This window comes from Aeribacillus sp. FSL M8-0235 (genome assembly GCF_038000355.1).
Taxonomy (GTDB): Bacteria; Bacillota; Bacilli; order Bacillales; family Aeribacillaceae; genus Aeribacillus; species Aeribacillus composti.
Map to the genome: position 1 here is coordinate 2792109 of NZ_JBBOBW010000001.1, position 26888 is coordinate 2818996.

Below are 26888 nucleotides of genomic sequence, written 5' to 3' on the forward strand. Positions count from 1 at the left end.
TCCCCCTTTTCTCCCAGCTTTTTTAATGTTTCTTCGTATAGTCACGCACACGAGGCTTAATGAGTGATACATCAACATCTTCATAGTGGAACTTAGGAGCTTCCTTCAGGCCGGCAAACGTTGCCATAGTTGTTTTGAGCCACTCTTCATCATTTCGTTCTGGAAATTCTGGTTTATAGTGAGCACCTCGGCTTTCATTACGGTTATAAGCTCCAAGCGTAATAACCCGAGCCAACACAAGCATGTTTCTCAACTGGCGAGTAAAGCTTGCGCCTTGGTTGCTCCATTTCGCAGTATCGTTAATATTAATTCTTTCCCAACGTTCCATAAGCTCTTGAATTTTTTCATCTGTTTTTAGAAGTTTATCATTGTAGCGCACGACTGTAACATTATCCGTCATCCATTCACCAAGCTCTTTATGAAGAACGTAAGCATTTTCGTTTCCATCCATTTTCAGGATTTCGTCCCATTTGCTTTGTTCTTCTTTTACGCGTGCATCATATAATGTGGATGGTAAATCGTCAGCTGATTTTTCCAATCCATTCATATATTCAACAGCTTTTGGTCCTGCAACCATACCACCGTAAATTGCAGAAAGCAATGAGTTTGCTCCAAGCCGGTTCGCACCATGCTGAGAGTAATCGCATTCACCAGCTGCAAACAAACCAGGGATGTTTGTCATTTGATCGTAATCGATCCATAGACCTCCCATAGAATAATGGACGGCAGGGAAAATTTTCATCGGCACTTTTCTTGGATCTTCACCCATGAATTTTTCATAAATTTCGATAATACCGCCTAGTTTAATATCAAGCTCTTTTGGATCTTTATGAGAAAGATCAAGATATACCATGTTTTCGCCATTAATGCCTAATTTCAAGTCTACACATACATGGAATATTTCTCTCGTTGCAATATCACGAGGAACAAGGTTTCCATATGCCGGATATTTTTCTTCAAGGAAATACCATGGTTTTCCGTCTTTATATGTCCAAATTCTTCCGCCTTCGCCGCGTGCAGACTCGCTCATTAATCGAAGCTTGTCATCTCCAGGGATGGCTGTCGGATGAATTTGTATAAATTCCCCGTTTGCATAATAAGCTCCTTGCTGATAAACGATAGAAGCAGCCGATCCCGTATTAATCACAGAGTTTGTTGATTTACCAAAGATAATTCCAGGTCCTCCTGTCGCCATTATTACGGCATTCGAACGGAAAGCTTGAATCTCCATTGATTTTAAATCTTGAGCAACGATGCCGCGGCAGCGTCCTTCATCATCTTGTATGATTCCTAAAAACTCCCAGCCTTCATATTTCGTCACAAGACCTGCTACTTCGTGACGTCGAACTTGCTCGTCCAATGCATATAAAAGCTGTTGTCCAGTTGTTGCTCCGGCAAACGCTGTCCGGTGATGCTGTGTTCCTCCAAAACGACGGAAATCCAACAATCCTTCTGGTGTACGGTTAAACATAACACCCATGCGATCTAAAAGGTTAATAATTCCCGGTGCTGCTTCACACATCGCTTTAACCGGTGGCTGGTTAGCCAAAAAGTCTCCGCCATAAATCGTATCATCAAAATGGATCCACGGAGAGTCTCCTTCTCCTTTTGTATTTACCGCCCCGTTGATCCCTCCTTGAGCACATACTGAATGGGAACGTTTTACAGGTACTAACGAGAATAAGTCAACAGACACCCCGGCTTCCGCAGCCTTTATAGTTGCCATTAAGCCAGCCAAGCCGCCGCCGACAACAATTAATTTTCCTTTACTCATTTTTTCGCCCACTCCCTTGAACGCAATTTAGTTAGATTAGACAAACGCAAAAATGGCACGAAGACCTACGATTGAAAGCAACACAAAAATACCTATTGTCACATAAGTTGAGACTAGCTGAGATTTTGGAGTAACCGTAATTCCCCAGCTGACTGCAAAAGACCATAGACCGTTGGAAAAATGGAAAATCGCTGAAAGAACGCCTACTATGTAAAGCACTAAACTAACAGGATTGCTTAAAATGGATTCCATCATATCAAAATTAACTTCAGCCCCAAACATCGCGGCAATACGAGTTTCCCATACATGCCATGCAATAAAAACAAGGGTAATAATACCAGTTACACGTTGAAGCAGGAACATCCAATTGCGGAAATAGCCAAAGCGACCTACATTGCTTTTTGCTGTGAAAGCAATATAAATCCCATAAATGGCGTGGTATAACAGAGGAAGGAAAATAACGAAAATTTCCAGAAAATAGCGGAATGGTAAATTTTCCATAAAATGCGCTGCGTTGTTAAATGCTTCTTCGCCCCTTGTGGCGAAATGGTTGACAGTCAGGTGTTGAATTAAAAATACGCCAATCGGTACAACACCTAAAAGTGAATGTAGTCTGCGGTTTGCAAATTCTCTGTTACCAGACATATGCGTTTACCCCCTAATCTTAATAAATTAAAAGATTTCTTAAAATCTCCTGCTCCCCCTGCTTGGCATGTAAAAATCCGCCGACAAAATATGACGAAATCTTAAAATAATAGGACAAATTCATTGTACTCCCATAAAGTAGTACCGTCAAGAAAACGTCTACAAAGTATTATTCAGTAAAATCATTTTTTCTGATCGGAAAATAGAATATTTCCCGTATCCGAAATTGATTTTATAAACTCTTTCATCTTATGTGAAAGCTGATATAATATAATTGTTCGCTAGAAAGAGGGGAAACGATTGAAAGAGCTGTCATATCACGATCAATTAAAAGAATTAGAAGAAATAACCTTACATCCTTTTAGCGTTTTGCTGCTTCGCGACTATTTACTTCCTGAACTTCTAGGAAAAGAGCATCATTCCATTTTGTATTGGGCAGGCAAACAGCTAGCTCGAAAAATTCAATTATCTACGTTAGAAGAACTTATATCTTTTTTTTCATCAGCCGGATGGGGCGATCTTCATATTATTCGCCAGAAAAAAAACGAAATGGAATTTGAATTAACAGGCCAATTGATCGAAAAAAGGATGAAGCTTTTCAAAGATTTATCCTTCCAACTAGAAGCAGGATTTATCGCGCAGCAAATCGAATGTATGAACGGTGTCGTCACAGAAGCGTATGAACAGATAAACAAACGCTTAAACAAAGTTATTTTCATTGTAAAATGGGATGAAAAAGATAAAATTTAACAGAATGAAAGGGCAGTAGGAGGATTTAAAAGCTTCCTCCTATTTGTTTTATTACATCGCTATTCGCTGAAATATTGTAAAATGTTTTGTGCTGTTTTTTCAGGCATTCCTGCCTGTTTTAGCTCTTCAAGCGATGCCTTTTTAATATTTTCAACGGAACCGAACGATTTTAACAGTTGTTTTTTACGCTTAGGTCCTATGCCGGGGATTTCATCTAATACAGACTTAAACGTATTCTTTTGGCGGACTTGTCGATGAAACGTAATGGCAAAGCGGTGCACTTCATCTTGAATGCGCTGAAGCAAATAAAATTCTTGGCTGCTTCTTGACAATTGAACAGCAGCTTCCCGGTTGCCGAGAAGCAAATCGCTCGTTTTGTGCTTGTCATCTTTCACAAGCCCGGCAACAGGAACGTCAAGTCCCAGTTCGTTTTCTAATACATCCATAGCTGCTTGTACCTGTCCTTTTCCTCCATCAACAATAATAAGGTCCGGCAACGGCAGCTCCTCCTTCAGCACTCTAGTATATCGCCTGCGAATTACTTCCCTCATCGATTCATAATCATCAGGCCCGCTGACTGTTTTTATTTTAAACTTTCGATACTCTTTTCTCGCAGGTTTTCCATCTATGAAAACAACCATAGCCGAAACAGCGTCCGCGCCTTGAATATTGGAATTGTCAAAAGCTTCAATCCGATGTGGTGTAGGAATATTCAACTGCTTTCCTAAATTTTCAATTGCTTTGATCGTCCTTTCTTCATCTCGTTCAATGAGTGAAAACTTCTCTTTTAACGAAATTTTTGCATTTTGATAAGCTAGCTGTACGAGATCTTTCTTTTTTCCTTTCTTTGGTTTGCTGACCTGTACTTGTACTAAAGCTCGAACCATTTCCTCATTGACATCTTCCGGAATGACTATTTCTTTCGGAAGAAAATGGTCGTTCTTTGCGTAAAATTGACCAATAAATGTTAAAAATTCCTCCTCTGGCTCTTGGTACAGAGGGAAAATGGACACATCCCGTTCTATCAGTTTTCCTTGCCTGATAAAAAATACTTGGACGCACATCCATCCTTTATCGTAATAATAAGCAAATACATCGCGATCAATAAAATCATTGAGAACCATTTTTTGCTTTTCCATTGTTGCTTCGATATGCGCGATTTGGTCCCGATATTCTTTTGCCCTTTCAAATTCAAGATTTTCTGCACATTTCAGCATTTTTTCTGTTAATTCTTTTTTGATCTCCTTATATCCGCCATTTAAAAAACGGATGATGCTTTCCACCATTTGTTTGTTCGTTTCTTCGGAAACTTCGTGAACACAAGGCGCAAGACACTGGCCCATATGATAATAGATGCAAACCCGGTCTGGAAGCGAATTGCATTTTCTCAAAGGATACATGCGGTCAAGCAGCTTTTTTGTCTCTCTCGCAGCTTGGACGTTTGCATACGGTCCAAAGTATTTTCCCTTATCTTTTTTTACTTTTCGTGTGACGATCAGCCGCGGATGGCGCTCGGAAGTAATTTTAATATACGGATAGCTTTTATCATCTTTTAGATTGACATTGTATTTCGGTTCATGTTTTTTAATTAAATTCATTTCTAATAGAAGCGCCTCAATATTCGAGGATGTTACGATATATTCAAAATCGGCAATTTCTTGAACGAGTCTTAACGTTTTTCCGTCATGTGATCCAGTAAAGTAGGAACGAACCCGGTTTTTCAATACTTTTGCCTTTCCAACATAAATGACGGTTCCGTTTTTGTCCTTCATTAAATAACAGCCAGGCTTATTCGGAAGAAGCGAAAGTTTTTCTTTTAAATGCTCATACATCGGTAAAACACTCCAACTTATTCTAATCTGTGCTGGATTTATTCAGCCGTTTTCATTTAAAAGCAAGAAGGCGCTCCAAAAGGTAACTTTCGTGAGCGCCTCTTTTTATATTTTATATTACAAATGTTTGTTAAGCAATTGCGCTAAAGCTTCTTTCGGCTGGTAACCGATCGCTTTATCCACTGCTTCACCATTTTTAAAGACGATTAACGTCGGAATGCTCATGACTCCGTATTGACCGGCAGTTTCTTGATTTTCATCCACGTTAAGCTTAACAATTTTTACTTTGTCACCAAGTTCTTGATCCAATTCTTCAAGGACTGGGGCAATCATTTTACATGGACCGCACCAAGGCGCCCAGAAATCTGCCAATACTACACCCTCGCTTGTTTCTTGGGAAAAATTCTGGTCAGTAACGTTTACAATTGCCATCTTAATTCCTCCTAATTCACTTTTTCTATGTGAAGTATACCATGTTCTTTCGCTTGAAGCGAATGTTTTGATCTGCAACTATTTTTTCATATTTTTTGTATTTTATGTACGTCGTGACCCGTCTCCACTTATACTAGGAGGAATGGATTTGTTCAAAAAAATACGAGTCCATTCAGGACACGTTAAGAGGAATGGATTTTTAATTTTTTAAATTCTTCCGTAAGCATTGGCACAACTTCAAATAAATCTCCGACAATACCGTAGTCTGCGACGTTGAAAATGTTCGCTTCCGGATCTTTATTGATTGCAACAATTACTTTAGAATTCGACATTCCCGCTAAATGCTGAATGGCTCCAGAAATTCCGCAGGCAATATATAAATCCGGTGTAACGACTTTTCCCGTTTGTCCGATTTGCAGCGAGTAGTCACAATAGTTTGCATCACAGGCACCGCGTGACGCCCCTACTGCTCCTCCGAGCACAGATGCCAATTCTTTTAACGGTTCAAACCCTTCTGCACTTTTTACCCCTCTCCCTCCGGCAACGATCACCTTTGCTTCAGATAAGTCAACGCCTTCCGCTGCATTTTGGACAACCTCACGCACGATCGTGCGCAGATCTTTTATTTCTACCGATATGGAAGCAACTTCTCCGCTCCTTGATTCATTTTTTTCGAGAGGTGGAATATTGTTCGGACGAACGGTCGCAAAAATAATCCCATCCGTAATGATTTTTTTCTCAAAAGCTTTTCCTGAATAGATCGGTCTTGTGAAAACAACGTTACCGCCCACTATTTCTACAGCGGTAGCATCAGAAATAAGACCTGCGTTTAATTTAGCCGCTATTTTTGGAGATAAATCTTTGCCTAATGCCGTATGTCCGAAAATAATAGCGTCAGGCTTTTCACTGTCAATGATCGCCATGACAGCTTGTGAATACCCGTCCGGACTATAATATTTCAATTTTTCATCTTCCACGATGACAACCCTATCCGCTCCATAATAAATCATGTCATTTGCAAGCGTTCTAACGTTCTCTCCAATTAATCCGGCGACCACCTCTCCGCCTTCGGATATTATCTTGCCGGCTGCAAGCGCTTCAAATGATACGTTCCTTAAAAATTGATCCCTTATTTCTCCCAATACGAACACTTTTCGAGCCATTTTTTCATCCCCCTGCTATATTCGTCTCCACTAAATAACTTTTGCTTCTGATCTCAATAAAGAAACAAGTTCCTTCACTTGATCCTGCAGTTCCCCTTGCAATATTTTTCCTGCTTCTTTTTTAGGCGGCAAATAAATTTCTAACGTTTTTGTTTTCGGCATGACATCTTCTTCTTCAAGATCTAAATCATCGAGCTCCAACTCTTCAAGCGGTTTTTTCTTTGCCTTCATAATTCCCGGCAAAGACGGGTATCTCGGTTCGTTTAAACCTTGTTGGGCAGTTACTAAAAGAGGGAGTGTTGTTTCAATGATTTCCGAATCCCCTTCAACATCTCTCACAATTTTCACGTTTTTTCCATCTATTTCAATATTTGTGATCGTTGTGACATACGGAATGTCAAGAAGCTCCGCCAAACGGGGGCCTACTTGGCCAGATCCTCCGTCAATGGCAACGTTTCCAGCTAATATAATGTCCGCTTCTTTATCCTTCAAAAATTCATATAGAATTTTTGCTGTTGTAAATTGATCTCCATCTTCCAAATCTTCCTCAATATTTATTAAGACAGCTTTATCGCATCCCATCGCAAGAGCCGTTCTCAGCTCTTTTTCGCTTTCTTCTGATCCTACTGTAACAACAGTTACTTCTCCGCCATGAGCCTCCTTAAGCTGCAGCGCTTCTTCAATGGCATATTCATCATAAGGGTTTATGATGAATTCTGCATCATCCTCGGAGATTGATCCATTTTCAATTAAAATTTTTTCTTCTGTGTCAAAAGTTCTTTTCATAAGGACAAAAATATTCACCTTTCCCATCCCCTTTTTAAAAATTGATCATTCTCTTTTTATGAATGATTGCTTTTAAATCCGTTGATTAACAGCTCAGGAATTTTTTCTGCAATTGTGAGGAGATCGTATTTTTGATCTTTCATTACCCACGTTGTCGCCGTTTCGTCCATCGTCCCAAAAATCATTTGTCTTGCCAGCCTTAAATCCAAATCTTGTCGAAACTCTCCCGTTTTTTTTCCGAATTCGATCACTTCGTCTATTACTTTCAAATATTCTTTAAAAATTTCATTTATGCGCCGGCGCAATTCTTTGTTTACTTGCCGCAATTCCAATTGAAGAACCACTGCCAAATTCCGATCATGAACTAGCATTTGAAAATGCTTTTCGATCAACGCAAACAATTTTTCTGCAGCAGTCTGCTTTGCATCAATGCTTTTTTTCACTTCAGCGATATGATTCATCAATCTTTCTCGAAAAAGGGAGATTAAAATATCCTCCTTGTTTTTAAAATACAAATAAATCGTTCCATCTGCTACGCCCGCCTGTTTGGCAATTTTCGAAACCTGAGCGGAATGATAGCCGTTCTCCGCAATGACGACAATAGCTGCATCAATGATTTGTTTATATTTTGCCTTTTTTTCTTTCAACGTGTATCTTCCCTTCAAAATGAATGAATGGTCATTCATTTATATGATATTTAGATTAAGCCTTTTTGTCAAGCATTGAGGGAAGTTTTTATTCTCGTTCAAAACCGATAGATGTCCGTTTTATATTTTTCTTTCTTCCTCTACTAGTTTTCTTCTTAAAATTTTTCCTACTGCTGTTTTCGGAAGCTCGTCGCGAAATTCGTATTTTTTCGGCACTTTGTACGGGGCAAGATGTTTTCGGGCGAATTGGTCAAGCTCTTGCTCCGTAAGCTGTGCTCCTCCCTTTGGTACAACATAAGCTTTCACGGTCTCGCCTCTGTAAGGATCCGGAACACCTGCAACGACAACCTCTTTAACCTTTTCATTAGCATACAACACTTCTTCTATCTCGCGGGGATAAATATTGTACCCGCCAGCAATAATCATATCTTTTTTACGATCGACAATATAAAAGAATCCGTCTTCATCCATATAGCCGATATCTCCTGTAAAAAGCCATCCGTCTTTGAAAACCGCTTCCGTTTCCTCTCGGTTGTTCCAGTAGCCTTTCATCACCTGCGGTCCTTTTACAATAAGCTCGCCGAATTCGTTGACATCTGCAAATCCTTCTTTTTCAGCCGAATAAATGGCTGCATGCGTATTGGGCCAAGGGATGCCAATGCTTCCTTTTTTCTTGACATCTGAATAAAATAAGTTTGCATGCGTAACGGGAGAAGCTTCCGAGAGTCCATATCCTTCAACAAGCTTCCCGCCTGTTTCTTTTTCAAAGCGCTCCTGAATTTCTACCGGAAGAGGAGCCGAACCGCTGATACAATATTTAACCGAGGACAAGTCGTATTTTCGCAAATCTTTATGATTTAAAAGAGCAACATAAATCGTTGGCACTCCTGGAAAAAGCGTTGGCTTTTCTTTTTCAATCGCTTTCAAAATTTCGGTTGAATCAAATTTGGGGATTAAAATCATTTTAAAACCTTCCATGATCGATAAATTCATTACAGTCGTCATGCCATATACGTGAAAAAAAGGCAAAACTCCTAGTATGGACTCTTCTCCTTTCCTGCATTTATACATCCAGGCAGCACACATTTTCGTATTGGAAATTAAGTTTTCATGCGTCAACATCACCCCTTTAGGCGTCCCTGTCGTCCCTCCTGTATATTGCAAAAGGGCAATATCTTCTTTCGGATCAATATTTACTGTCAATTCTTTAGCAGGCGATGTTTTTAAGATCTCTGTCCATACATGAACACCATTTGCTGCGTTTACCTTTATTAAAAGATTTTGCTCCTTCTTTTGAATGAGCGGGTATAGAAGATTTTTTGGGAAAGGCAAATACTCTTGGATCTTTGTTATTATGATATGTTTGATATTTGTGAGAGATTTCAATTTCGAGGCTTTTGGATAGAAAAGATCTAATGTAATGAGATGTGTAGCACTGCTGTCATTCAACTGGTACTCCAGCTCTGATTCTGTATAAAGAGGGTTCAATTGAACGACTATTCCGCCTGCCTCCAGAACTGCATAATAAGCAATAACTGCCTGTGGACAATTTGGAAGCATAATCGCTGCCCGATCCCCTTTTTCAAACCCTGTTTGCTCCAAATAATTAGCCAATTGAAGCATCTGTTCGTATAGCTTGCGGTACGTAATGTTCTTTCCAAGAAATGAAACGGCTGTATGATTCGGAAACTGATTAGCCGTATCTTGAAAATATTTGGAAAGCGGCTTATTCTCCCAAGAGATATTATGCGGAATTTCCGAGGGATAAAAATTGAGCCAAGGTTTTTGACATTCCATTTATCTCCTCTCCTTTGAAAAATAATGATGATTTTATTTCATTATATCAAAATAAAATTCAGAAATATAATTATTTTTAGAATTTTAAATAGGAAAAAGCGGAGACCTTTTCTTTTCTCCGCTTTTTCAAGCAAAAAACACCATATAAATAATACCGATCGCAATAAACAGACCGCACAAACCAAATAAAATTTTAGCCAGCGTTTCCATGTTCCCCTCTCCTAATTTGTAATTCCTGCTCCGATTACAAAGGACAAGCCTATGGATATGACCATTGAGATAAAGCCAACTGCACGGTTATCCTTTTGAATTTCATCATCAATATTAAATTTAGGAGTCAGAAATTCAAAAATAAAATATCCGATTAAGAGCAAGGCAAATCCGTAAAAGCCCCAGCCAATCATTTCAAAAAGACCGTCATGCTGTTCAATTGAGAATCGGAAAACGTTTGAAATCCCGAAAATTTTGCCGCCTGTTGCCATTGCAACAGCCACATTGCCTTTTTGGATTTCTTCCCAGTTTTTATATTTCGTCACCAATTCAAAAATGACTAAAAATAAAACCCCGCACAATATGACAACACTATAATTAGCAGCAGTTTGAACATATACGTTTTCCCAAAACAGATTCATGTTTACTCTCCTTAAAGAAAAGTTTATTTGAACTCGACAATCGTAACACCTGTTCCGCCTTCATTTGCTTCACCGAAACGGACGTTTTTAACAGCGCGGTGGTTTTGCAAAAATTCCCGCACCCCTTTTCTTAAAGCGCCCGTCCCTTTGCCATGAATAATGTGCGCCCGTGGATATCCTGCGAGAAGACAATCGTCAATATATTTTTCAAGACGGAGGAGCGCATCTTCATATCGCTCTCCCCGCAAATCAAGTTCTAATGAAACATGAAAATCCTTCCCTTTTACTGTTGCGAGCGTTTTTTCTCCCTCTTGTTTCGGGCTGCCAATATATTCAAGATCTTCTTCTTTTACTTTCATTTTCAATATTCCAATTTGTACAAGCCATTCACTTTCATTTGCTTTTTCAAGCAGATGTCCTTTTTGATTTAAGTTGATCACTTTTACCTCATCGCCGGGGCGCAGCTGCTTTTTGCTTTTTTGTTTTTCAGATTTTTGTTCAGTATTTATAAATTCAGGCGCTGCATATTCAAGCCGCTTTTTTGCTTCTATTAATTCATGCTCTTTAATAGCTGAACTGTGCTCTTTTTGCATGTTTTTCAATTTTTGAATAATCTGATCTGCTTCTTTTTGCGCTTCTTCCAGCCTTTTTTTCACCATTTCCTCAGCTTCTTGATATAGGCGGTCTTTCTGCTTATTAAATTCAATGATTTGTTCTTGTAGTTCTTTATGAAGTTTTTCTGCTTCTTTCAGCGTTTTTTCAGCTTCCATCCAATCCTCTTCAGCACGTTTTTTGCTTTCCTCAAGGGAGGCAATCATTGCATCCGTTTTGGATCTGTCAGCGCTCATGAACGATTTGGCGCGCTCAATAATTTCTTTGCTCAATCCAAGCCTTTTTGATATTTCAAACGCATTACTTCGGCCAGGTACACCGATCAACAATTTATACGTCGGCGATAATGTGTCGACATCAAACTCAACGCTTGCATTGATCACGCCCTTACGGTTAAATCCGTATGCTTTCAATTCGGGATAGTGGGTGGTTGCAACAACTTGCGCTCCTCTGTTTAAAGCTTCATCCAAAATTGCAATGGCTAGAGCAGCACCTTCTCCAGGATCTGTACCTGCCCCAAGTTCATCAAGTAGTACGAGTGAGCGATCATTAAGTTCCTGTAAAATTTTGACGATGTTCACCATATGAGAAGAAAATGTACTCAAATTTTGTTCAATTGACTGTTCATCCCCAATATCTGCGTAAACTGCCTCAAATACCGGCATTGTAGATCCTTCTTCAGCAGGTATTTGCAGACCTGATTGCGCCATTAGTGCGAGCAGTCCAATTGTCTTCAGCGTCACCGTCTTACCGCCGGTGTTTGGACCGGTAATGACAATCGATTGAAAATCTTCCCCAAGTTCAATTGTATTTGGCACAACGGTTTCAGGGTCAATAAGAGGATGGCGGGCTTTATATAGCTTCATAATGCCACGATCATTTATATTTGGCTTTGTAGCCTTTAATTTTTTAGCATACAATGCCTTGGCAAACATAAAATCGATTTCACCCATTACAGTGATATTATGAATGATTCCCTTGCTTATGTCAGCAACCATTTTCGACAATTCCGTTAAGATCCGTTCAATTTCGCGCCTTTCCTTAATCCGCGCTTCATTTAAAGAGTTGCTCGCTTCTACGATAGCCTGCGGCTCAATAAACAGAGTTGCTCCTGAGGAAGATTGATCATGGACGATTCCTCCGTAAACTCCTCTATATTCTTGTTTGACAGGAATGCAATAGCGGTCATTTCGAATCGTAATAATGGCATCCGAAAGATTTTTTTGTGCAGATGGGGAGCGAATGATCGATTCCAGCTTTTCGCGAATACGAGCCTCCAGTGTACGGATTTGACCTCTTATCGCTTTTAATTTATCGCTCGCATCATCAACAATTTCCCCGTCATCGCGTATGCAACGTTGAATTTCTTTTTCTTCTTTTAAATAAATTCCGATTTCGCTGACCAATTGTTCTAAATGAGGAAGTGAAACCTCCTCTTCTTGAGTCAACTTTTCAATAAATTGCTTCATTTGTCTTGAAGCATATAACACGGCAGAAACAGCCACAAGCTCTTGCGGACCTAAAGTTCCGCCTATTTGCGCACGCTTTACGCTCGGCCGTATGTCGCTTAATCCTCCGAAAGGGGCAGAGCCTTTCAATCGGAGCACTGTTAGTGCTTCATCTGTCTGCTCCTGCCTCTTCAGTACTTCGTTGATGTCTCCTGATGGCATAAGCTTTAACGCTTTCTCTTTTCCTAAAGAAGAAGAAGCATGCTCTTTCAGCAGTTCCCTTATTTTATTAAATTCCAAAACATGTAACACTCGTTCCTGCAACTTCTCAAAACCTCCTGACAGTTGAATGGTCAGTCTTTCCTTTTTAAAAATTGCTTTAATTGTTCAACATCCCACGTATTCACAACGTCATCCGGCTGAATGAAAGCTTTCCGCGCATACGCAACCCCTATCTCCATATGTTCTAGCATGTTTATGCTGTGGGCATCTGTATTAATCACAACCTTTACACCGTATTCCTTCGCTTTCTTCAAATGTTCTACACATAAGTCAAGCCTGTTCGGATTTGCGTTCAATTCTAAAATAGTATCTGTTTCCTTTGCAAGTTCTAAAAGCATTTCTATATCAACATCGTATCCTTCTCTTCGCCCAATTAACCTTCCAGTCGGATGAGCGATAATATCAACATGGTTATTATATAGGGCTGCTTTCAGCCTTTTCATAATTACACTCTGCGGCTGGGAAAAGTTCGAATGGATCGATGCAATAACTATATCTAGCTCTTTTAGACAATCGTCGTCATAATCAAGTGTACCGTCCGGCAAAATATCCATCTCGATTCCTCTGAAAATCGTAAAATCAGAATATTGTTCATTCAACATGTCAATTTCTTCTTTTTGTTCTTTCAGCTGCTCAGGAGTCAAGCCGTTGGCTACTTTTAAAAATTGCGAGTGATCTGTAATCGCGATGTACTTGTAGCCTTTTCTTTTAGCAGCCTCAGCCATTTCCTTGATTGAATGAGCGCCGTCGCTCCATGTTGAATGCATATGGAGATCTCCCTTTATTTCCTCGAGCGAAATAAGATTTCCTTTGTATTTTTCCACTTCCTCCCCATCTTCCCGAACCTCTGGCGGAATGTAGGGAAGCTGAAAGTGTGCATACAGCTCTTTTTCTGACTCAAATGTGAGCACTTCTCCGGTTTCTATTATTTCTACGCCGTATTCGCTTATTTTTTCTCCTCTTTCCTTCGCTAGCTGGCGCATTTTTACATTATGCTCTTTTGAGCCTGTAAAATGGTGCAAAGCCGAAATGAATTCCTTTGGGTGCACGATGCGAAAATCGACCTGAACCTTGACATCAAACTTGAGTTCAATCGATATTTTCGTATCGCCTTTCGCAATGATTTCAGTTATATTCGGCATTGTTAAAATGTAATCTCGCACAGCTTCTTTATTTTCCGCCGCAATAATAAAGTCAAGGTCTTTTATCGTTTCTTTCATTCTTCTTAAGCTTCCTGCGCGAGAAAAGCGAACTATTCCGTTTTTCTGTCCTTTTTCTAAAAATTTCTCTATTTTTTCTGCAATCGGCAGCATATAAGCAAGAGGCAGTCGGCCCGGTTTTTTATTCATTTCATCGATCGCAGCCAATATTTTTTCTTCCGTTACTTTTCCAAAACCTTGTAAACTTTGCACTTTATGTTCTTCACAAGCTTTTTTTAAAGAATCGATGTCCACAACACCTAAATCCTTGTACAATTTTGCAATCTTCTTTCCGCCCAGCCCTGGCAATTGAAGAAGAGGGATTAACCCTTCAGGAACTTCCTTTTGCAAGGTTTGCAGCGTTTTTGACTCGCCGGTTTTTATGAATTCTTCGATGACTGCACTCGTTCCTTTCCCAATCCCACTGATTAAAGTAAAATCGTGGATGTCTGATAGGCTTCTCGCATCCCTTTCAAGGGCATTGGCAGCTTTATAAAACGCGGAGATTTTAAAAGGGTTTTCGCCTTTTAACTCCATATATACCGCAATTTTCTTTAACAGGCTGACAACATCCTTTTTGTGAACCGTCATGTTTTACGTCACCTCTTGAATCTTAAACAATATAAAAATCACCTGCTATTGAACTATTTAATAGAAACAGAGAAGGACGATGGGGGTCTAAATAAAGATGTTTCCATCGTCCCTTTACGTCTAGCTTCCTTTACCGAAATAGCCGATCCAAAGATCGTGAATTTTATCAGATAAGACAGGGGTATGATTGACAATTAAATCAGCCAGCAGCGATTTATCGATAAGATTTTGAATTTGCTCGGCTGGAATGAGCGCTGCCAAAAAAAGCAGAATGAATAAAATGAGGTAAGTTTCCGCAAAACCTAAAACCGCACCCAGCAAGCGGTTGATTTGCTTAAGTATTGGAAGCATCGCAACAAAATCAAACATAGATCCGATGATGTGAAGCGCTATTTTTGATCCGATAAACAAAAGCACGAATGCAACTCCGCGATAGTAAGCTTCCTCCAAATGGCCCCCTGTCAATATAGATAGAGCAGCATTTGAATCTCCTATATTTGGATACGGTACCCATAATTCCAGTTTAGGAGCAAGATCGTCAAAATATGTTCTGGCAATTATGAAAGACACTATAACACTTGATAAATAAACTACTTGGAGAATAAATCCCCTTTTAAGGCCAGTGAGCAATCCGAATACTAAGAAAAATAAAATGATCAAGTCAAGCATTTTAAATTTCAATCCTTTTCTTGAAGTTGCTTTTCTAGTTCTTCAAATTTCTCCTTTAATTTGAGATAATCATGAACAGCATTAACCGCAGTTAGTACTGCCAGCTTGTTTAAATCTAGAGATGGGTTTTTTTGACTGATTTCCCGCATTTTTTCGTCAACAATTGAAGCGACAAGCTTCATATGATTTACGCTCTCATTTCCAACAATCGAATACTGCTGTCCATATATATAAACAGTCGCTTTATTTTTAGGTTGATCAGACAAAGCGAATCCTCCATCCTCTATGAAAAAATATCGCAAAATGATTCAAAATCCTAATCATAATCATAACATGTTTGTCGAAAAGATGGAAAGAAGAACAAAAGAAAGGGTACAATAATATAGCATCCATTTTAGGAAAGCGAGGCGTTTTTTATTGTCCAATATCGTCATAAAAGTTGATCATGGGGGAATTCAAACTTTGAAAGATTTTTATAATCCTTTCATTATAGACAGAACCCCTCCAGGTGCCGTCTTTTCTGCCAAATTGACAAACTGTACGATCACTGCTTACAAGTCGGGAAAAGTGCTTTTTCAAGGATCTGCCGCTCAGCAGGAAGCAAACAGATGGGAAAAAACAGCAAAAACAGCCCCTTCTCAAACAGAGAATGAGCTTCAACAGCTTCAACAGATGTCAGTCATCGGCTCTGATGAAGCAGGAACGGGGGATTATTTTGGACCGATCACGGTTGCTGCAGTATTTGTCCCTAAAGAAAAAAGAAAACTGGTTCAGCAGCTTGGAGTAAAAGATTCAAAGGCTTTGACAGACAAACAAGTTTTTTCAATCGCCAACACTTTAATAGAGAAAGTTCCGTACAGCCTCTTAATTTTGCGCAATGAAAAATACAATCAATTGCAAAAATCTGGAATGAACCAAGGGAAATTGAAAGCTATCCTTCATAATCAAGCGATCCATCATTTACTCAAGAAAATTTCTCCTGATAAACCAGAAGCTGTGTTGATCGATCAGTTTGCAGAGCCGAATGTTTACTTTCAATATCTTAAAGACCGGGATGTTCCGTTTAAAGACATAACCATCTTTAAACCGAAGGCGGAGCATATACACATATCTGTCGCTGCAGCATCCATTATCGCAAGATATGCTTTTTTAAAAGAATTAAACAGCTTATCCAACGCAGCCGGATTTTATTTGCCAAAAGGAGCCAGCCATACTGTTGATGAAGCTGCTGCCAAATTAATAAAGGAAAAAGGGAAAAACACACTTGGCAAAATGGCAAAGCTTCATTTTGCCAACACCGAAAAAGCTTTGAATCTATTGAATTGAAATGACGAATCCGGAAATCTTATTTTCTGAGGTTAGCAGGACCAATTTATGATTTCAATAAAAATGAAGGTGCTATCTGCACCTTCATTTGTTAGCTGGAATTATTTTAGGGATTTATCGTCCTGCGTTAGCTGCGAAGAACTGCTGAAAATTTTTCCTCTACCGCCTTAATTACTTTTTCATGAGCTTTTGCTGCTTCCTCATCCGTCAATGTTCGTTCAGGATCGTAGTAGCGGAGTGAAAATGCGATCGATTTTTTCCCTGCTCCCAAACGTTCTCCTTCATACACATCGAAAATGGAAATCTCTTTTAACAGTTTTCCGCCCGCTTCCCGGATCGTTTCTTGAAGCTCGCCAGCATGCACATGCTGATCAACGACTAAGGCGATATCCCTTGTAATGGATGGGAACCTTGGAATCGGCGTATATATGACTGGCTTAGCTTCATATTGAATGAGATCGGCTAGCTTCAGCTCAAAAACATATGTTTCATCTAAATCATACTCTTTTTCAACTTCCGGATTTAATTCGCCGACAAATCCGATGAATGATCCGTTTAAATAAATATCTGCCGTTCTGCCGGGATGCAGCCCTTCACGTTTTGCCTGTTTATACTCAATTTCATCCAACAGTCCAAGCAGATCAAATAAACCGTCTAAAATTCCTTTCACAACATAAAAATCAACTTTTGTTTTTTCCCCTTGCCATGGGTGATAAACGTAGTGACCCGTCATGACGCCTGATAAACGTTCTTTTTCCAAAGGCTTTTCTAAAGCATCGTCCGAAATGAAAACAGAACCAATTTCATAAAGATGAATATCATCGATTTGCCGCGCTTTATTATATTTTACGGACTCAAGCAAATGAGGAAGCAGGCTTAAACGCAAAACACTCCGCTCTTCACTCATCGGCAATGCTAATTGAGTAAAGCTTGACGTCTCCAGCGTAAATTGTCCCGCCTTTTCTTTGCTCGTTAACGAATATGTGATCGCTTGATAAAGCCCGGCGCCTTCCAAAAATCTTCGCACTTTTCTTCTTTTCAATTGATAGTCTGTTAATGCTCCGGATGTTGAAGATCCTGCAGGCAATGTTGACGGAATATAGTCATATCCGTAAAGGCGGGCTACTTCTTCAATTAAATCTTCTTCAATCGCAATATCGCCTCTTCTTGTCGGAACGGTTACTGTAAAAAGACCGTTTTCTTCAACGGTTTCAAATTGCAAGCGGTCAAAAATTTCTTTTATTTCATCTACTGCAATGTTTGTCCCTAAAACGTTGTTAATTTTCTCAGCGGAAATGGTGATCACTTTTTTCTCGATTGAAAAATCATGAAATTCTGCTTCACCTTCTAAAACAGTTCCGGAGGCGTATTTTGCGATCAATTGTGCTGCCCGCTCTGCTGCAGCTTTTACCCTGTTCGGGTCAACCCCCTTTTCAAATCTCAAGCTCGCTTCACTTCTAAGTCCGAAATCCTTCGACGCTTTTCGGACAACACTGCCTTTAAAATAGGCGGCCTCAAGCAAAACGGTCGTCGTATCGTCTCTTACTTCAGAATCGGCCCCTCCCATTACACCAGCTAATGCAACAGGTACTTTGCCATTTGTGATCACAAGGTGATCGCTTGTAAGCTTTCGTTCTTGATCATCAAGGGTCACGATCGTCTCTCCGTCATGTGCGCGGCGAACGAGTATTTCCTTTGATCCGAACCGGTCATAGTCAAACGCATGAAGCGGCTGGCCGTATTCTAATAAACAATAGTTTGTAATATCGACGACGTTGTTATGCGGTCTGATTCCGGCTTTTATTAAGCGCATTTGCATCCATAAAGGGGAAGGGGCAATTTTGACATTTTTAATAATTTTGGCTACATAGAATGGATTATCTTCTTTTGCTTCAACATTCACAGTAATATAATCAGTTGCTTTTTCTTCGGCAGCCTCATAATGAACTTCCGGCTTTCGAACCTCTTTCTTTAAAATTGCTGCAACTTCATAGGCAACACCGATCATGCTTAAACAGTCAGAACGGTTTGGTGTAAGACCTAATTCAAGTACATAATCGTCCATAAACAGCTGTTCAATCGCATTTTTTCCAACTTCAGCATCACTAGGGAAAACAAAAATGCCGTCAGAAAACTCTTTTGGGACAAGCTTTCCTTCAATGCCCAGCTCTTGCAAAGAACAAATCATACCGTTAGATTCTTCACCGCGCAGCTTTGCCCGTTTAATTTTGAAATTGCCCGGCAAAACCGCACCAACTTTGGCTACCGGCACTTTTTGCCCTTTTTCAACGTTTTTGGCGCCGCATATAATTTGCACTGGTTCTCCTTCTCCGATGTCAACTAAACATTTGCTTAATTTTTCTGCATTTGGATGCTGTTCTTTTTCAAGCACCTGTCCAACTACAACATCTTTTATTCCTTCATTAACAGCTTGAACATTTTCAACTTCAATGCCGCTCTTCGTTATTTTTTCAGCCAGCTCCTCAGGGGAAATGTCTAGATCGACATATTCAGAGAGCCATTTGTATGAAACGAACATGAGAAAACCTCCTTTTAAGCTTGTTTAAACTGTTTCAAAAAACGCACATCGTTTGTATAAAAATGACGAATATCATCAATTCCATATTTCAACATGGCAATCCGTTCCGGTCCCATTCCAAATGCAAAACCACGGTATTTTTTCGAATCGAATCCCGCCATTTCCAAAACGTTTGGATGAACCATCCCCGCTCCTAAAATTTCAATCCAGCCTGTTCCTTTGCATACATGACAGCCTTTCATGGAGCATTTAAAGCAGGATACATCGACTTCCACCGACGGTTCAGTAAACGGGAAAAAGCTCGGACGCAGACGAATTTGCCTGTCTTCACCGAACAGTTTTTTCGCAAACACTTCGAGCGTTCCTTTTAAATCGCTCATGCGAATGTTTTCATCCACAACGAGCCCTTCAATTTGCGTAAATTGATGGGAGTGCGTTGCATCATCTGTATCACGTCTGTATACTTTCCCTGGACAAATGATTTTTACAGGACCTTTCCCTTTATATTTTTCTAACGTTCTCGCCTGAACTGGAGATGTGTGTGTGCGCAGCAAAATTTCATCAGTTATGTAAAAGGAATCTTGCATATCCCTTGCCGGATGGCCCTTCGGCAAATTGAGCGCTTCAAAATTGTAATAATCTGTTTCAACTTCTGGACCTTCCTCTACTGTGTATCCCATGCCGATAAACAAATCTTCAATTTCTTCAATGACCGCTTGGAGAGGATGATGGTTTCCTGTTCGAACCGGTCTGCCTGGAAGGGTAACGTCAATCGTTTCTTGCTGTAATTTTTTCTCGATTTCTGCTTTTTCGAGTTGTTCTTGCTTACTTGTTATTTCCCCGGCAATCACTTCCCGAATTTCATTTGCTAACGCACCTATTTTCGGCCGTTCTTCTTTCGAAAGCTTTCCCATTCCGCGAAGAACTTCGGTAATCGGTCCTTTTTTTCCAAGATATTGAACGCGAATATTTTGCAATTGTTTTAAATCCGTTGCTTCCCGTACCTTTTGCAACGCTTCATCGCGAAGCTTTGTTAATTCTTCCTGCATGTAAATTCCTCCTTTTTTTAAAATAAATAAAAAAACCCATCCCAAAAAAGGGACGAGTTGAATTTCGCGGTACCACCCTTATTAACAAAGAAAGAATCTTTGTTCACTTCATTATCATAACGGCACAGCCGGAGCGCCTTTACATGCTTCCGCATGGTCCTGGCGTCAACTCTGGAGGTGAATTCGTTTGCCTCTACCATAAAAATGCTTCCAGTCTACGGCATTTTCTCCCTAAATGGCGACCTGCAAACTACTCTTCTCCGTCATCGTTATTCCTTTATTCAATTGCTTTTAATTATAAAAAAAAGGAATTAAAGGCGCAACACTATTTGCGAAGATGGTACATGAAAATAGCTGAAGCAACGGCAACATTTAATGACTCCGCTTTTCCATAAATCGGAATGTGTAAATTTTGATCCGTCATATCCAGCAGCTCTTTTGAGACCCCATTTCCCTCATTTCCTACAAGGAGGGCAAATGTTTCAGATGGAGGGATCTCTTTATAGAAAACAGCATTTTTTGTTGAAGTTCCAAATACAGGAATTTTCTCTTCCTTCAATTTGTTTATAATCTGTTTTAATGACGAATTGACCACAGGCAAATGAAAAATTGATCCTTGTGTCGCCCGGATCGTTTTACTATTGTACAAATCAACCGTCCCGTCACCTAAAATCACAACATCCATTCCAGCCGCATCTGCAGTACGAATGATCGTACCGAGATTTCCTGGGTCTTGAACCGCATCTATTAACAGCCATTTTTTGGCGTTCAAATCGATTTCCCACCTAAGCTGCTTACAAACAGCCATGACACCTTGCGGGGAATCCGTTTCAGACAGAAGCGAAAACACCTCTTTGGAAACAATCGTTGTCGGAATAGTACCTTCGAAAAAATGATTTGGCAGCTTCGCTCCGTCTAAAACAATTAACTCTTGAACAATTGATTTGTATTTGAGAGCTTCCTCGATTAAATGCAAGCCTTCAATTAAAAACAGCCCGCGCTCTTCCCGTTTTTTTCTTGATTGCAGCTTTTTCCATTCTTTTACTCTTTCATTTTTAGTTGACGCAATCCGTTTCAATGATGGTGTCTCCTTCAACTGATAGTTCATTTCATATACATATTATAGAAAACAAAAGAAAAAATAAAGAAGAATGAAGAAAAACGAGGTGAAGGATATGAATTTTGATTTGCGCAATGCAGTCATTGCCAACATATCGCAAAATTCAAAAGACGAGCTGAGAGAAACGATCGTTGATGCCATCAATAGCAAGGAAGAAAAAATGCTTCCAGGGTTAGGCGTGTTATTTGAAATTATCTGGAACCATTCAAGTCAGCGTGATCAGCAGGAAATGGTTGAAACACTTGAACAAGGATTAAAAGAGACTGGAGCTGGGAAATAACCAGCTCCTGCTTTTTAGTTGTACGTAATGTTTTCAACCGTTTTTTTGTCGAGGCGTTTAATGACTTCTGTCAATAATTGAACCGTATGTTCAAAGTCTTCGCGATGAATCATCGCAGCGTGTGTATGAATGTAGCGCGTTGCAATCGTAATGGAAAGCGTTGGAACACCATTTCCTGTTAAATGAATCGATCCGGAGTCTGTACCGCCACCCGGCATAGCATCATACTGATATGGAATGCCGCATTCTTCAGCGACCCCTACGACAAAATCGCGAAGCCCTTTATGGGAGACCATAGAAGCATCATATAAAATAATTTGCGGACCTTTCCCCATTTTTCCCATCGCTTCTTTTTCGGAAATGCCTGGAGTGTCGCCGGCTATTCCGACGTCTACGCCGAAAGCAATATCAGGCTCAATATAATGGGCTGATGTGCGGGCTCCTCTTAATCCTACTTCCTCCTGAACGGTTCCTACACCGTAAACGACGTTCGGATGGTTTACCCCTTTCAGCTTTTTCAAAACTTCGATCGCTATTGCACAACCGATGCGGTTATCCCAAGCTTTCGCCAAAAGGATTTTATCATTTTTCATAACGGTGAACTCAAAATAAGGCACAATTGGGTCGCCGGGACGAACACCAAATTCCATCGCTTCTTCTCGACTGCTGGCGCCAATATCAATAAACATGTCTTTGATCTCTACAGGCTTTTTTCGTGCTTCTGCCGGCAAAATATGCGGCGGCTTGGAACCGATGATGCCGGTCACATCTCCTTTTTGGGTGACAATCGTCACTCTTTGTGCGAGCATAACTTGATTCCACCAGCCACCAACAGGCTGAAAGCGAATGAACCCTTTATCATCAATTTGCGTAACCATAAAGCCGACCTCATCAAGATGGCCCGCGATCATAATTTTGGGTCCGCCTGATTCTCCTTCTTTTTTGGCAATTAAACTGCCGAGTCCATCCGTTTGGATATCATCCGCATAATCTTTTATGTACCCTCTCATTACTTCTCTGACTTCCCGTTCATTGCCGGCGATGCCTTTCGCGTCTGTTAAATCTTTTAACATTTTCAATGTTTCATCCCATTTCTCCACACTGAAACCTCCTTTAATTTATATTCTTCATTTTTCCCAAACGGAATTGTTAATATCCTTGATTTTGTCTAGCATGATTGACTTCATTTTTCGCCATGTATGCTGAAATAATATCTTCCTCTGAAAAGCCCAGCGCAGAGCCGAGTGTAACATAGTCGTTAAATAAATCGATATACGCTTGGACAGACAAATATTCACTGAATTTTGCCGTTTTTTGATAAACGTTTAAAAAAAGATCGGTCAGGCTTTTATCGATTTTTCTTGCTTTCATTTCCGGCAGTTTTTCAATATACAATTCATGGCCGATCGACAATAAAAAATGAAGGCCGTCTACATACTCTTCCAAAATAACCTCTCTGTCGGAAGGCGGCTTAACGCTCCAAAATTTAAAGCAGCGCGTTTCATTAGCCAATTCGCCAATTTCGACAAGCAAGGCTAAAACTTTTCTCTCGATCAGCCTTTCTTCCTCCAAACCGTGTTTCTTTTCAATTTTTTCATCCAATTCTTTTTGCATTTTATATAACTGTTCAAAATCCATTTTCTCAACCCCTAAAATATATCTAAAAAAATTATAGCAAATGTGATCATTAATGAAACCCCTTCAATTCCTTTTTCGTAATGTATATGTATGAATATGACCTTCGGGGAGGTTTAAAGTAAATGATTGTCATCCTTCTTCGTCTTTTCATAATTGCTGCGATTATTTTCCTAATTTATTCATTCATTAAATATTTATTGAACCCGAAGCGAAAGTTAGAATTGGCTCATGAGCAAAAAAAATTTTTCTTTCTTGATGATAAAGAAAATGTCCACAAAAATTTTTTGTTAACGCATAAAGGAGTTTTATTTGAAGGGGAAAAATATTTAGGCACGACTGAAACTTCTTTTGAAGTTATCTCCGTTTTTATTTGGACATCTACTCCAAATAAGTTAAGGGGGTTTACAAAAGAAGATTTTCAATTTATAGAATCGAAAATAAAAGAAGCATATCCTTACGCCAAAATCGACTGGAAAAGTCCAATTAAAGAGTTTTTGAATCGGAACGAATCGGAATTCCCGACACTATCTTAAGACAGTAAAAAAGAATGAGCAGCTTGACATTCTCGTTCAAAATTGACAGTGTTAAAAGACTATGCGGTCCATGACTGGACGATCATGGTGTCGCTTTTTTGATCAATCTATGCAATATTTCTGATTTAAAAAGAAAATAAGCATTCTGAAGGCAGTTCCCATTGCGGGAGCTGCTGTTAGCTTCCATTTCTATTTTTATCCCATTACCTTTTCTCTTCCTCTATGAAATTTTGTAAAACAGCTCGGTAATTGATTATAATTTTTCGAAGTCTCCTTTTTAATTGGGTTTGGTCACTTTCATTATAAAACAGAGTGCTTCGTAAATGCTTTTTTCATTTTGATGATATTCTTGATCCCAACATTTAGTATAGAACCTAAATTTTTTGCATCGGCCTAAAAAACCCTTGAACTTTTGACTTTTTTCACTGTTGAGAAACGTAAAGCCATAATCGTTTACCTTTTCAGCCATATAAAAATCCCCTCCAAATAGAAGTGCAGCATCCGCGAGTCATTGCGCAGATTTTTTACACGTCTACTTAAAGGGGATCAATAATGTGCTGTTCAATTATGTCCAGCCCAAAGGGCAATGTACGTTTATAGGTGGCTTGCTTTTTCGATTACTTATTTAATTCAGCTTTAGCTGTTTCGGCGAGTTGTGCAAATCCTTTTTCATCATTTACTGCTAAGTCAGCAAGCATTTTTCTGTTTACTTCAATGCCAGCAAGCTTTAAACCGTGCATGAACCGGTTGTAGGAAAGACCGTGAATGCGCGCAGCAGCATTGATTCTCGTAATCCAAAGCTTACGGAAATCGCGTTTTCTTTGGCGACGGTCACGGTATGCATACATTAAAGATTTCATTACTTGCTGGTTAGCAACTTTATATAAACGATGCTTCGAACCGTAATAACCTTTTGCAAGCTTAATAATTTTTTTGCGGCGTCTGCGTGTCACTGTACCGCCTTTAACACGTGCCATAATGCATTCCCTCCTAAAAAATCGAAGTTAAAAATTATTTTATATTGTCAAGCATTTGATGAATACGTTTAAAGTCACCTTTGCTTACTAATGCTGGTTTGCGAAGTTTGCGTTTTTGCTTTTGAGTTTTGTTAGCGAATAAATGACTAGTAAATGCATGAGACCGTTTCAAATTTCCGTTCCCAGTTTTTTTAAATCTTTTCGCAGAGCCGCGATGAGTTTTCATTTTAGGCATAAAAGGATCCTCCTTCTATTTCTTTTCGTTTTTCGGTGCTAGCACTAGAAACATGCTGCGCCCATCCATTTTCGGCTTCGTTTCAACAGAACTGATGTCAGCGCATGCTTCAGAAAATCTTTCTAGAACTCGTTGGCCGATTTCTTTATGGGTAATCGCTCTTCCTTTAAAGCGGATCGATGCTTTCACCTTGTCACCCTTCTCCAAAAATTTCCGAGCATTGCGAAGCTTTGTATTAAAGTCATGCTCTTCAATTGTTGGGCTTAGGCGGACTTCCTTCACATTAATAACTTTCTGCTTTTTACGCGCCTCTTTTTCTTTCTTTTGCTGCTCGAAGCGGTATTTTCCGTAATCCATGATGCGAGCAACCGGCGGTTTTGCATTCGGAGCAACAAGAACGAGATCCAAATTGGCATTTGCGGCAATATCAAGCGCTTCTTGCCGTGATTTAATGCCTAACTGATTACCGTTTTGATCGACCAGTCGAACTTCACGAGCGCGGATGCCCTCGTTTACTAACATATCTTTGCTAATAATGAGCCACCTCCAAGATTTTATAAACAAAGTGCACGTTCGCCTTGACAGAGCTTATACATTCGTTTATGCAAATAAAAAACGCGTAGACGCACACTGCACCCACACGTTGAATACACGAACTTTTTGTCCAATGTATAAACCTGTCAACAGCAACAATGTGCGTCAATCAGGTGAGAAGCGGGTGCTTCTGCTTGTTCTCCTTGACTATAATATTCTACCATGGCAAAGCAGCTTTGTCAAAACAACATTTCTTCAAAAACGATACCATTTTAAACTATTCAAACAGAAAATGCAAGAGTCTATTTGAATGAACATACATAAATCGGAATGGAGTGGACATGATAATCAATATTTCATATAACTATTGGAGTGATCGAAATGGATGCAAACCGCGTAAAACAAATTTTATCCTCGCCCGCTGATATTGAAGTTCTCTATAACGGAGCTTCCGTTTGGATTGATCAGCTAAATGAAGATGGAAAAACAGCAACCGTTCATGTAAGAGGTCCGTTTAAAGAACGTACGGTTGTAGATATTTCTGAGCTTGAAGAAAAATAATTCCTCCATTGTTTTAAACATTATTGATATAAAATAGCTCCCAATGCTCCGGTAAAAGAACCGTTTGATAAAAATATGCTTTGCAGACCTGTCATGGAATCAAAGCTTTGGATGATTTGTTGTAAAGGAGGGTTTTGCGAAATTGCAGCTCCAACATAGACACACGTGTCCACTTGATGAAGCTCGGCACATTGCTTTGCCAAAAGAACGATCGTTTCACCAATCAATTGAAATAACGTTGCAAAAGCATCTTTTTTCCGGGCTCTCGATAAATCCGGATTGCCAAAATTAGCAGCGGTTACATCTCCTAAAATTGGAGGAGCCTCTTCTCCATACAAATCTTTTACCAACAAATCAACATGGCTTCGATCACCTTTTTTCGCCAAATCAACGATTTGATAAAAATTGCTCTCCTGCAAAATGAGCCGGCTTAAACCGGAAATAACACCGCCGCCGATACCGCTTCCAAGCAAACGCTCATACCGCTCGCCCTTCATAAGGAAAAAAGATGTTCCAGTTCCGATGCTGACGATTAAAAAATCGCTCTTTGGCTCCTTTCCTTCTTCTACTAAAAGCTCTCTTGTTCCTATACAAACTGAATCAAATTCTGGAATAAAGGTCACATCAGCGCCGGTCAATTTTTCTTTTACTTTTGCAGCTCTGCCTCCTGTTATTCTATAGCGGGCAGCCGGCTTCAATCTCTTCATCCAAGAAAGAGCTTGATCCATTTCATCAATTGGAAACCATTTATACCGATATCGCCCATGTTCAACATAAGCAATTTTTAATAAACTTCCCCCTGCATCAATTCCTACTATTTCCATCCGTACACCCCTC

At 39.7% G+C, this 26888-nt stretch carries 28 protein-coding genes and 2 other annotated features; of the genes, 5 read left to right on the forward strand and 23 right to left on the reverse strand.

Annotated elements, in window-relative coordinates; genetic code table 11:
- Nucleotides 1–22: 22 nt before the first annotated feature.
- Both sdhA and NSQ71_RS13705 read right to left on the reverse strand, forming a co-directional pair.
- A complete protein-coding gene (gene sdhA, locus NSQ71_RS13700; protein WP_066247775.1) occupies nt 23–1774 on the reverse strand; it encodes a succinate dehydrogenase flavoprotein subunit in 1752 nt (583 codons plus the stop codon).
- Nucleotides 1775–1810: 36 nt separating this feature from the next.
- Nucleotides 1811–2419 (reverse strand): succinate dehydrogenase cytochrome b558 subunit, encoded by a 609-nt coding sequence (locus tag NSQ71_RS13705; RefSeq protein ID WP_339196997.1) that lies wholly within the window; start codon nt 2417–2419, stop codon nt 1811–1813.
- A gap of 300 nt (nt 2420–2719) precedes the next feature.
- On the opposite strand from NSQ71_RS13705, the gene NSQ71_RS13710 reads away from it, so the two are divergent.
- A complete protein-coding gene (locus NSQ71_RS13710; RefSeq protein ID WP_232515579.1) occupies nt 2720–3169 on the forward strand; it encodes a YslB family protein in 450 nt (149 codons plus the stop codon).
- A gap of 59 nt (nt 3170–3228) precedes the next feature.
- Here NSQ71_RS13710 and uvrC read toward each other — a convergent pair whose 3' ends face one another.
- The 11 genes from uvrC to zapA form a co-directional block, all read right to left on the reverse strand.
- Complete coding sequence (uvrC, locus tag NSQ71_RS13715; protein ID WP_094246311.1) at nt 3229–5001, reverse strand: excinuclease ABC subunit UvrC; 1773 nt, start codon at nt 4999–5001, stop codon at nt 3229–3231.
- 117 nt (nt 5002–5118) lie between these two features.
- Nucleotides 5119–5433 carry a thioredoxin gene (gene trxA / locus NSQ71_RS13720; RefSeq protein ID WP_063387440.1) on the reverse strand — a complete coding sequence of 105 codons (315 nt, stop codon included), beginning with the start codon at nt 5431–5433 and terminating at the stop codon, nt 5119–5121.
- A gap of 182 nt (nt 5434–5615) precedes the next feature.
- The gene (locus NSQ71_RS13725; protein ID WP_063387439.1) at nt 5616–6596 is read right to left on the reverse strand and encodes an electron transfer flavoprotein subunit alpha/FixB family protein; all 981 of its coding nucleotides are present in this window, start codon (nt 6594–6596) and stop codon (nt 5616–5618) included.
- Between the two features lie 30 nt (nt 6597–6626).
- Nucleotides 6627–7400 carry an electron transfer flavoprotein subunit beta/FixA family protein gene (locus NSQ71_RS13730; protein ID WP_063387438.1) on the reverse strand — a complete coding sequence of 258 codons (774 nt, stop codon included), beginning with the start codon at nt 7398–7400 and terminating at the stop codon, nt 6627–6629.
- Between the two features lie 38 nt (nt 7401–7438).
- A complete protein-coding gene (locus NSQ71_RS13735) occupies nt 7439–8029 on the reverse strand; it encodes a TetR/AcrR family transcriptional regulator (RefSeq protein ID WP_339197000.1) in 591 nt (196 codons plus the stop codon).
- Between the two features lie 120 nt (nt 8030–8149).
- Entirely contained in the window at nt 8150–9826 is a 1677-nt protein-coding gene (locus tag NSQ71_RS13740) for a long-chain-fatty-acid--CoA ligase (protein WP_094246314.1), read from the reverse strand.
- 221 nt (nt 9827–10047) lie between these two features.
- Nucleotides 10048–10458, reverse strand: coding sequence for a DUF350 domain-containing protein (locus tag NSQ71_RS13745; protein WP_063387435.1), 411 nt, complete (start codon nt 10456–10458; stop codon nt 10048–10050).
- A gap of 23 nt (nt 10459–10481) precedes the next feature.
- Nucleotides 10482–12842 (reverse strand): endonuclease MutS2, encoded by a 2361-nt coding sequence (locus tag NSQ71_RS13750; RefSeq protein WP_340734104.1) that lies wholly within the window; start codon nt 12840–12842, stop codon nt 10482–10484.
- 29 nt (nt 12843–12871) lie between these two features.
- On the reverse strand, nt 12872–14590 hold the full coding sequence (gene polX, locus NSQ71_RS13755; RefSeq protein WP_339197005.1) for a DNA polymerase/3'-5' exonuclease PolX: 1719 nt from the start codon (nt 14588–14590) through the stop codon (nt 12872–12874).
- A gap of 120 nt (nt 14591–14710) precedes the next feature.
- Entirely contained in the window at nt 14711–15259 is a 549-nt protein-coding gene (locus NSQ71_RS13760) for a CvpA family protein (RefSeq protein WP_063387432.1), read from the reverse strand.
- Between the two features lie 8 nt (nt 15260–15267).
- Nucleotides 15268–15525, reverse strand: a complete 258-nt coding sequence (gene zapA / locus NSQ71_RS13765) for a cell division protein ZapA (RefSeq protein ID WP_063387431.1) — start codon at nt 15523–15525, stop codon at nt 15268–15270.
- Between the two features lie 151 nt (nt 15526–15676).
- Here zapA and rnhC point away from each other — a divergent pair, with 151 nt between their 5' ends.
- A complete protein-coding gene (gene rnhC / locus NSQ71_RS13770) occupies nt 15677–16585 on the forward strand; it encodes a ribonuclease HIII (RefSeq protein WP_340734105.1) in 909 nt (302 codons plus the stop codon).
- Nucleotides 16586–16712: 127 nt separating this feature from the next.
- On the opposite strand, the gene pheT is transcribed toward rnhC, so the two are convergent.
- The 3 genes from pheT to NSQ71_RS13785 form a co-directional block, all read right to left on the reverse strand.
- Nucleotides 16713–19124 (reverse strand): phenylalanine--tRNA ligase subunit beta, encoded by a 2412-nt coding sequence (gene pheT / locus NSQ71_RS13775; protein ID WP_340734106.1) that lies wholly within the window; start codon nt 19122–19124, stop codon nt 16713–16715.
- 14 nt (nt 19125–19138) lie between these two features.
- Entirely contained in the window at nt 19139–20173 is a 1035-nt protein-coding gene (gene pheS, locus NSQ71_RS13780; protein WP_063387428.1) for a phenylalanine--tRNA ligase subunit alpha, read from the reverse strand.
- A 45-nt stretch (nt 20174–20218) separates the two neighbouring features.
- Nucleotides 20219–20449: a binding site (T-box leader), on the reverse strand.
- Nucleotides 20450–20498: 49 nt separating this feature from the next.
- The gene (locus NSQ71_RS13785; protein WP_375338756.1) at nt 20499–21281 is read right to left on the reverse strand and encodes a TrmH family RNA methyltransferase; all 783 of its coding nucleotides are present in this window, start codon (nt 21279–21281) and stop codon (nt 20499–20501) included.
- 67 nt (nt 21282–21348) lie between these two features.
- Between NSQ71_RS13785 and sspI the strand changes: the two genes are divergently transcribed.
- A complete protein-coding gene (gene sspI / locus NSQ71_RS13790) occupies nt 21349–21573 on the forward strand; it encodes a small acid-soluble spore protein SspI (RefSeq protein ID WP_063387425.1) in 225 nt (74 codons plus the stop codon).
- A 14-nt stretch (nt 21574–21587) separates the two neighbouring features.
- Here the strand turns inward: sspI and NSQ71_RS13795 are convergent, their stop codons facing one another.
- On the reverse strand, nt 21588–22673 hold the full coding sequence (locus NSQ71_RS13795; protein WP_340734108.1) for a M42 family metallopeptidase: 1086 nt from the start codon (nt 22671–22673) through the stop codon (nt 21588–21590).
- A 49-nt stretch (nt 22674–22722) separates the two neighbouring features.
- Nucleotides 22723–23211: a dUTP diphosphatase gene (locus tag NSQ71_RS13800; protein ID WP_063387423.1), complete on the reverse strand. Its 489-nt coding sequence runs from the start codon at nt 23209–23211 to the stop codon at nt 22723–22725.
- A 122-nt stretch (nt 23212–23333) separates the two neighbouring features.
- On the opposite strand from NSQ71_RS13800, the gene NSQ71_RS13805 reads away from it, so the two are divergent.
- Nucleotides 23334–23744 carry a hypothetical protein gene (locus NSQ71_RS13805; protein WP_063387422.1) on the forward strand — a complete coding sequence of 137 codons (411 nt, stop codon included), beginning with the start codon at nt 23334–23336 and terminating at the stop codon, nt 23742–23744.
- A 277-nt stretch (nt 23745–24021) separates the two neighbouring features.
- Here NSQ71_RS13805 and NSQ71_RS13810 read toward each other — a convergent pair whose 3' ends face one another.
- From NSQ71_RS13810 to infC, 4 genes are all read right to left on the reverse strand, one after another.
- The gene (locus NSQ71_RS13810) at nt 24022–24213 is read right to left on the reverse strand and encodes a hypothetical protein (RefSeq protein ID WP_130156128.1); all 192 of its coding nucleotides are present in this window, start codon (nt 24211–24213) and stop codon (nt 24022–24024) included.
- A 148-nt stretch (nt 24214–24361) separates the two neighbouring features.
- Nucleotides 24362–24721: a 50S ribosomal protein L20 gene (gene rplT / locus NSQ71_RS13815; protein WP_063387420.1), complete on the reverse strand. Its 360-nt coding sequence runs from the start codon at nt 24719–24721 to the stop codon at nt 24362–24364.
- Nucleotides 24722–24755: 34 nt separating this feature from the next.
- Entirely contained in the window at nt 24756–24956 is a 201-nt protein-coding gene (rpmI, locus tag NSQ71_RS13820) for a 50S ribosomal protein L35 (RefSeq protein WP_063387419.1), read from the reverse strand.
- 15 nt (nt 24957–24971) lie between these two features.
- Nucleotides 24972–25493 (reverse strand): translation initiation factor IF-3, encoded by a 522-nt coding sequence (infC, locus tag NSQ71_RS13825; RefSeq protein ID WP_222422773.1) that lies wholly within the window; start codon nt 25491–25493, stop codon nt 24972–24974.
- 68 nt (nt 25494–25561) lie between these two features.
- Nucleotides 25562–25692 (reverse strand) — a sequence feature (ribosomal protein L20 leader region).
- A gap of 179 nt (nt 25693–25871) precedes the next feature.
- Here infC and NSQ71_RS13830 point away from each other — a divergent pair.
- The gene (locus NSQ71_RS13830; RefSeq protein WP_063387416.1) at nt 25872–26051 is read left to right on the forward strand and encodes an H-type small acid-soluble spore protein; all 180 of its coding nucleotides are present in this window, start codon (nt 25872–25874) and stop codon (nt 26049–26051) included.
- Between the two features lie 20 nt (nt 26052–26071).
- Here NSQ71_RS13830 and coaW read toward each other — a convergent pair whose 3' ends face one another.
- Entirely contained in the window at nt 26072–26875 is an 804-nt protein-coding gene (gene coaW, locus NSQ71_RS13835; protein WP_339197016.1) for a type II pantothenate kinase, read from the reverse strand.
- Nucleotides 26876–26888: the final 13 nt, after the last annotated feature.